The organism is Flavobacterium sp. WG21 (genome assembly GCF_000335775.1).
Classification (GTDB): domain Bacteria; phylum Bacteroidota; class Bacteroidia; order Flavobacteriales; family Flavobacteriaceae; genus Flavobacterium; species Flavobacterium tructae.
Genome location: NZ_AMYW01000023.1, coordinates 76,980 through 85,259 on the forward strand (window position 1 = coordinate 76,980; position 8,280 = coordinate 85,259).

5 protein-coding genes are annotated in these 8,280 nt (G+C 37.9%); all 5 read right to left on the reverse strand.

The features are described 5' to 3' along the window. Positions 1-198: 198 nt before the first annotated feature. Entirely contained in the window at positions 199-1,431 is a 1,233-nt protein-coding gene (locus tag C245_RS0115900; protein WP_017497604.1) for an efflux RND transporter periplasmic adaptor subunit, read from the reverse strand. A 1-nt stretch (position 1,432) separates the two neighbouring features. Then, positions 1,433-2,695 carry a TolC family protein gene (locus C245_RS0115905; protein ID WP_017497605.1) on the reverse strand — a complete coding sequence of 421 codons (1,263 nt, stop codon included), beginning with the start codon at positions 2,693-2,695 and terminating at the stop codon, positions 1,433-1,435. A gap of 154 nt (positions 2,696-2,849) precedes the next feature. Continuing rightward, positions 2,850-5,975, reverse strand: a complete 3,126-nt coding sequence (locus tag C245_RS0115910; protein ID WP_017497606.1) for an efflux RND transporter permease subunit — start codon at positions 5,973-5,975, stop codon at positions 2,850-2,852. A 107-nt stretch (positions 5,976-6,082) separates the two neighbouring features. Continuing rightward, on the reverse strand, positions 6,083-6,406 hold the full coding sequence (locus C245_RS0115915; RefSeq protein ID WP_035746830.1) for a DUF6660 family protein: 324 nt from the start codon (positions 6,404-6,406) through the stop codon (positions 6,083-6,085). Between the two features lie 1,091 nt (positions 6,407-7,497). Continuing rightward, positions 7,498-8,280, reverse strand: a 783-nt coding sequence (locus C245_RS0115920; protein WP_026110107.1) for an NAD(P)-dependent alcohol dehydrogenase, incomplete at its 5' end; no start/stop codon positions are given.

The following is an 8,280-nucleotide window of genomic DNA, read 5'->3' on the forward strand; positions in this document are numbered from 1 at the left end:
AACTTTGTTTCAATAATGTTCTAAATTTACGGATTTTGTATTAATAGTTTTTAGGCAATAACAATTAATCTGGCAAAGGCAGTGCAAAGCAGGAAGCTATCCAAGAACTTACAGGTTCCCGACGAGATAGACTGCCATGCATTTCTACAAAAAGACCTTTGTCCCTTTGTGCCTCTGAACCTTTGCCCCGATCAAAATTTAATGATCATGTTCTCCCCCGCCTTTCATAGCCGAAAGCAAATAAAAAGCTCCTTTCGTTACGATTTTTGCATTTGGATCAACATTTTCTACAAATTTTATTTCTGTAAAGCCCAAATCTGTAGTGCCCGGAATAACTTCCACTGCTCTAAAATGAACTTCTTTCTCATGATTTCCTTTTTCCGGCGTTTTCTTCTCCTCATGTGCTTCTTCTTCCACATAAACAAAATACTTATCGGCATTTCGGACTACGGCATCTTTTGGTAACGCAGGAACGGTAGCATTTGTAATATTAATGTTAGCCGAAACGTACATCCCCGGAATCAGTCCTTTAGCGTCAGCAGATTCGATTTTAGCATGTACCGCAACGGTTTTACTTTCGTTTGAAAAAGACTTATTAATTCCGAAAATCTTCCCTTTAATGGATTTATTGGACTGATTGGTTAAAACAAAGTCAATAACCTGACCAATTGAAATTGACCCCAGATCTTTTTCATACACGTTCAAATCCAAATGCATCTGACTGTTATCAACCACTTCAAATAAAACAACTCCGGTTTGAGCATAAGCTCCTTTTGCAATACTTATCTTCCCTACATAACCGTTGATTGGCGCTACAACCGGGACTAACGAAGTGCTTCCTTTAGTACTGACATGCAACGCTTCCAATTTGTTCTTCGCAGCCTGTGCACGGGCTCTTTCTGCTGCCAATTTTGATTTTACTTCCTGAAATGTTTTCCTTGGATTTACATTTTCATCGCTCAGCGTTTTCTGACGGTTGTATTCCAATTGCAGGTATTCGATATTGGCTACAGCCGAATGGTATTCTTCCTGCATTTCGATTACTTCCAGGTTTTGAATGGTCGCCAGTACTTTTCCTTTGTTAACGTACGTTCCTTCCAAAACAAAAATATCTTTGACTGTTCCTCCTATTAAAGTCGAGACTTCGGCTGAATTTTGTGGTGGAACGGTAGTGTAACCGTTGGCTTTAATAACCTTGTTAAGATTTCTGTTTTCTACCAAACCTGTTTCAATCCCAACTGTTTTATATTGCGCTTCGTTTAAAGCAACTTCTGTTTGCGATTTCTCTTCCTCTGGAGCTTCTTCTGTTTTCTTTTGACCACAGGACGCTAAGACCATTATCGAAGCTGCCACTAATCCCAAATAAGCGAACTTTCTTTGCGATAAAACCTTTGTCCTTTTTACTGTTGTATTATTATTGATCTTTTTCATTTTAATTGTTTTTGATGGTTGGAAATTGCAATTCGATTGCGCTTTGATTAAAGTTGTGCGTGGCCTCTGTATATTGTTTCTTAATATCAATTGCCTGATTTAAGAAACTGATGTACGACCAATAACTCAAATCACCATTGGCATAACTTTTCTGGGCCGTACTAATAATCTGATCGGCATACTGCAATCCTTCTTTTTGAAAATAGTCCATTGCTTTTTGCTGCTTCTCGAAATTGTTTTGCAATTCCTGTTTTTGTAGATTCAGTGTCAGCTTGTTTTTGTCCAAAGCCAATTGCGACTGCGAAATACTGATTGCCGAAGCCTTAGCTTTTGCTGTATTTACCCCTCCAAACAACGGAATCTGCAATCCCGCCGTAAAACCCTGAAACAAGGATTGCGTGTTGATCGTTTGTGCAAAATATCCCAATCCAACTTTTGGTGTTCGCATGGCTTTGTGTGTATTGGCTTCTTTTTGATACACCGAAATTTGCTGCTGATAAAAATCGGTTGTTATAGTCTCTGCTTTCGAGGTTCCGTCTTCTTTCACAATTGCATATTGCAATGTAGTTTGATCGTCCGGAATGATACTCTCATCCGTTTGTACAAAAAACTGCAGCTGCTTTTGGTAAATCGCTAAATCAAATTCTATCTGTGCTTTTTGAGTTTCAATCTCTTTTACTTTTGCCTTTGCACTAATCACTTCAATATTTCCGCTTTCTCCGGTTTTAAAACGAAGCTCAGCATTCTTCAGGAATTTGGTATAAATTTCATTCAGTTCTGAGTTTAGCTTTTGAATGGAAACGCCGTACAGGTATTGATAATAGGCAAGAGTAACGGCTTTTTCTACTTCATAAGTCGATAACGCTTTTCGTTTTTCGGCCAGTTTTGCTAATTCTTCCTGCAATTGTCGATTGGCTTTTGTGACATTCCCTAACGGAAAAAACTGTTGTACGGAAACATTATGGTCGCAATCGGCACTATTGAACTGCCCGCCCTGGTATTGCACCTGAAGCGGATCTGCCTGAAATGCCGTCTTTTTCAAAACGTTCTGTTTTTCAATTTCCTTATCGGCAATCTTCAAATCAATGTTGTTTGATTTTGCCAGTTCGATTGCTTTTTCGAGACTGATTTTTTGCTGTGCTGTTGTTAGTGTCGTTACAAACAAGAGTGCTAGTGCCAGCTTGTTTAACCGCAAAGCACGAAATGCATCTTTGGCAAGGTGCGCAAAGGAGCTTGTGTTTATATGCTTTAGTATGTTTTTCATTTTTATATTTTTTGTTTCTCGCAGATTTTGCTGCTTGAGCAGATTTTTACTTTTTATATGTAATCTGTTTAAACCTGCATGAAAAATTATTCCTTCCTCTCGTAAAATCAGCTAAATCTGCAAGAGAAATCATTTTACACTAATCAGTAATTATCTAATTATCTTTTTTGTCGTTAAACTTCTTCTCTAACAACAAATACAGAATTGGCAAAACAATTAATGTCAATAATGTTGCTGAGACTAATCCGCCAATTACTACGGTTGCCAAAGGTTTTTGTACCTCTGCTCCTCCGCTTGTAGACAATGCCATTGGCAAGAATCCTAACGAAGCTACGGCAGCAGTCATTAAAACCGGACGCAATCTGGTTTTGGTCCCAATTAGAACTCGTTGCAGCGGATCAAAAACTCCCTCTTTTTTGAGCTGATTGAAATATGAAATCAATACAATTCCGTTTAAAACCGCAATTCCAAACAAAGCAATGAAACCAATACCTGCCGAAATACTAAACGGCATTCCGCGCATCCAGAGTGCAAAAACTCCCCCGATTGCTGATAATGGAATGGCTGTAAAAATCAATCCGGCCTGCTTGAAGCTTTTAAAAGTAAAATACAGTAACACCAATATCAATCCTAAAGCGATTGGAAGCGCTACCGAAAGTCGTTTAGTAGCTTCGATTAAATTTTCAAACTGACCTCCGTAGGTTACATAATACCCTGCCGGAAGTTTGTAGTCCTTATCCAGTCTTTGTTGAATTTCCTCTACCACACTTTTGATATCACGGCCACGAACGTTTAGTCCAACCGTGATTCTGCGTTTTCCGTTTTCACGGATTACCTGTACTGGCCCTTGCTCGTACTCGACTGTGGCCACTTGCGAAAGCGGTACCTGCTGTCCGTTAGGCAATGGGATGAACAAATTGCTCACATCTGTAATATCGGCACGATTGTTTTCATTCATTCGCACTACAACATCAAACCTTTTGCTTTCATCATAGATTTTTCCGGCACTTTCTCCCGCAAAAGATGAACGTATAATTTGATTGATATCTGAAATATTCAATCCGTATAAAGCGATTTTATTGTAGTCGTATTTCACCGTAATTTGCGGTAAACCGGTTACTTTATCGGCTTTTAAATCGCCTATTCCTTCAATACTTTTAATTTTCGAAATTAACTCTGTTGCTTTAGCGTCCAGAATCTCCAGATCGTCTCCAAAAATCTTAATGGCTATATCACTTCGGCTTCCGGTCATTAATTCGTTAAATCGCATCTGAATAGGCTGAGAGATCTCGATATTGGCTCCCGGAATGACTTCCATTTCTTTTTTCATGGCATTGGCTAAATCTTCCCAGTTGTCATATTTGCCTTTCCATTCTTTTTTATCTTTCAAAACAATGATCAAATCACCACTTTCGATAGGCATCGGATCGGTTGGAATTTCCCCGCTTCCAATTTTGGTTACGATGGTTTTAATCTCAGGAAATTTAGCTTTTAAGATCTGTTCGTATTTCGTAGTAGTTTCCACCATCTGGGTTAACGAACTTCCGGTCATGATAGTTGCATTTATAGCCAAATCACCTTCTTCGATGGTTGGTATAAACTCTCCTCCCATTGAATTGAAAACAACTAAACCAAGGGCAAATAAACCCAGCGATACACCTAAAACTACCTTTTTAAACTGTAGTGCTTTTTTCAAAAATGGTGTATAAACAGCTTCTAGCCACGCCATCATTCTGTCGCTGAAATTTTCTTTGTGTTCAGTACTTTTAGATAAGAACATCGCACTCATCATCGGTACGTAAGTCAAAGAAAGAATAAAGGCTCCTGCAACTGCAAAACCTACTGTCATCGCCATCGGCTTAAACATTTTACCTTCAGTTCCAACCAAAGCAAGAATTGGCAGATACACGATCAGGATAATGATTTCCCCAAAAGCAGCACTGTTTCTGATTTTCGAAGCCGAATTGTACACTTCGGCATCCATTTCATTTTGCGTTAACGCTTTCTTGCGTTTGAGCTGCTGCAAGTGGTGCATGGTGGCTTCCACAATAATTACAGCTCCGTCAACGATAATTCCAAAGTCGATTGCCCCAAGACTCATCAGATTTCCGCTTACGCCGAAAGCATTCATTAAAATAACGGCAAAAAGCATGGCCAGTGGAATAACTGAAGCTACAATTAAGCCTGCACGAAGATTCCCCAGAAATAAGATTAGTACAAAAATAACGATCAAAGCTCCTTCTAATAAGTTCTTTGAAACGGTTCCAATTGCGCTGTCTACTAACTTTCCTCTGTCGATAAAAGCCTCGGCAACAACTCCTTCGGGCAGACTTTTATTGATCTGAATCATTCTTTCATGAATTCTATTGACTACGGCGCTGGAGTTTTCTCCTTTTAACATCAAAACCATTCCGGAAACAATTTCCCCTTTTCCATCTTTCGTTGAAGCTCCGTAACGCAAGGCAACACCTTCGCGAACTTCGGCTACATCACGAACCAAAACGGGCGAACCATTTCGGTTTTTCACTACTACATTTCCTAAGTCTTTGGTTCCTTTCGCCATACCAACACCACGAATGAAGTACGCAAACTGGTCTTTTTCGATATAGGCACCTCCTGTATTTTGATTGTTTTTTTCGAGTGCATCAAAAATCTCTGTGATGGTAACTCCCAAACTGTTCAGTGTATTTGGATTTACGGCAATTTCGTATTGCTTTAGTTTTCCACCCCAGGTACTTACATCGGCTACACCTTTGATACCCTGCAATTGCGGGATAATGATCCAGTCCTGAATGGTACGCAGTTTTATAGCATCGTATTTGTCTTCATAGCCTTTTTTGGCATAGACATCGTACTGATAGATTTCTCCTAAACCGGTACTGATTGGGGCCAATTCAGGGGAGCCGGCATAAGCCGGGATATTCTCTTCGGCTTGTTTAAGACGTTGAAATATCTGTTCCCTGGCCCAATAAATGTTCACATCGTCTTCGAAAACGACCGTAACTACTGATAATCCGAAACGTGAAATACTGCGGAGTTCTATAATATCCGGAACTGTTTTTACGGCCTGCTCTAAAGGATAGGTAATTAATTGTTCGACTTCCTGACTGGCCAAAGTAGGTGCTGTGGTAATAATCTGCACCTGATTGTTGGTTACGTCAGGCAAAGCGTCTAAGGGTAATTGTTTGATCGAATAGCTTCCCCAGGCTATTAATACAAGAGTTAATAATAGTATAACGAACTTATTCTTTATACTAAACTGTATGATTTTATCTAACATTTTAATGATATAATGATGTGAGAAATGAGGCAAAGTGTTGCCTATTTAAATACTGCGGAAGATCCGCAACGCTCTAACCCACATTCCGACTTATCGGGTGGGCATCATTATGCTATTTGTGGGGGCTGCCAGACACTTCCGTAGAAACTGGAAGCAAAAACAGAATTGTAGTTGGGTAATGGAATTGAGATGATGGAATGCGCAACAGGGAAATCAAAGCTTAAGAAAGTCTGATAACTTAAAACCTGCGCTCCACAACAATTGCACGCACAGAAAGGCGAGCATAAATCATTGTCTTTATCGTGTGTGTGATTGGCTTCAGAAGAAAACTGAGCTGTTTTGTGAGCAGCACTATTGATTTCCATATCTGCACAAGGCATATTGGAAAGCGCCATTAAATAAATCGATAATATGATTGTTATCCATTTCACGACACAAAAATAGTATTTATTTCAATTGAAAAACTGAATTATTGAATTTGATGTTTCTAAAAAAAGACAGACGAATCAAAAAAATTAACAAAATCCCCTGTATATCAAAATTACTTTCTTAAAAAAACGATACCGCTGATTCAAAAATTTAGTCAACTTTAACAACAATTAACATTTCATTCTAAAATTTATTCCTTCGAACCAAGACACACTTTTCTACAATAAAGTAAAAGCCTCCCATTTCCTTATCAAACATCAGCCATGTGAGAGAAATGTATTTCACTTTTATATTCTTTGCTTATACTAAAAAACGATGTTGTTAGGTGTTGAATATTATTTTTAAAAATCACAGAAATAAAACATAGATTACTATTATTAAATAAGTTATAATCATTAATCAAAACTTATACTTTATATTTAAAAACCACTATTGCAACTATTAAATAAAAAAAACAATACTATTAAAGCAATAACCTTTCTCTCAAAGCTTCTACACTTAGCATTACTTAAAAAACTCATCAACAAGCAATTAAAACCACATTCAACGGAATTTATTTTGAAGCCATATTGTTCCCTTTGACAAAATTTAAAATTTAAAACCTCAAGCATTTTTTTTCCTCAAAAGAGTGTTTTTTCTCCGAAGAAATTAGAGTTAAAACTAAAATTCTTCCGGCTTTTTTGTTTCATTTCTAAATCGTTTTGATCAAAAAACAATCATAAAGTTGCAATTTAACAAAACAAACCTAAAACACTGGAAATAAAACAATTCAAAACAAAAACAAAACACAACAAGACAAACTGTCAGTATCAAAAAACAGCCCTTTTTATTCTCAATAACCTCATTTCTTTAACCCTATTTTATATCAAACAAATACCTCTTCTTTGAACATCAATATTCAGGTTAATTTATTCCATTCCACCCTAAAAATTAAAGCATAAATACCCCTTCAACTCATCACCCATTCTCTCCAAAAAACAACAAACCCCTTAAGAAATAAATTCCTTAAGGGGTTTGTTTTTCACATCAGGTTACACCGTTTCAATAAACTTTAGCATCTCAGCAACTTAGTACCTCAGAACCTTAAAAAAAACTATAAAGAAGCCATATCAATTACAAAACGATACTTAATATCTCCTTTTAACAGCCTTTCATAAGCATCATTTACTTCGTTTACGCCAATCAATTCAATATCGGCAGTAATGTTATGTTCAGCACAAAAATCAAGCATTTCCTGAGTTTCCTTGATCCCGCCAATAGCAGAACCCGCAAAACTTCTTCTTCCCAATAAAAGACTGAACGAAGTTACCGGAAGAGGTTCCATCGGAGCACCAACCAAAGTCAGCGTTCCATCCACTTTTAACAGATTTAAATAAGCATCAATATTGTGTTCTGCCGACACGCAGTCCAGAATAAAATTCAGGCTTTTAGTGTATTTCGCCATTTGCTCAGGATCTGTAGACAGTACCACCTCATCTGCCCCTAAACGTTTTGCATCTTCGGTTTTAGACAATGAAGTTGTAAAAACAACCACATGAGCTCCCATTGCTTTCGCTAATTTGATTCCCATATGCCCTAGACCGCCAATACCAACAATCCCTACTTTTTGCCCGGGACCTACATTCCAGTGTCTTAATGGTGAATAGGTTGTGATACCTGCACAAAGCAATGGCGCAACACCTGCAAGATCTAATTTATCAGAAATATGCAACACATAATTCTCATCAACTACAATACTTTGTGAATACCCTCCAAACGTTTGACCGCCTAAATGCGTATCCGGAGAATTAAAAGTTAAAGTACTGCCGGCATCACAAAATTGCTCTAAATCGCCTTTACAATGCTCACATTCCCTACAAGAATCAACCATACAGCC

Excerpts from the sequence above, each read along its gene's own strand:
- C245_RS0115900 (WP_017497604.1), bottom strand. The coding sequence starts at position 1,431 with ATGAAAAAGATCAATAATAATACAACAGTAAAAAGGACAAAGGTTTTA.
- C245_RS0115905 (WP_017497605.1), bottom strand. The coding sequence starts at position 2,695 with ATGAAAAACATACTAAAGCATATAAACACAAGCTCCTTTGCGCACCTT.
- C245_RS0115910 (WP_017497606.1), bottom strand. The coding sequence starts at position 5,975 with ATGTTAGATAAAATCATACAGTTTAGTATAAAGAATAAGTTCGTTATA.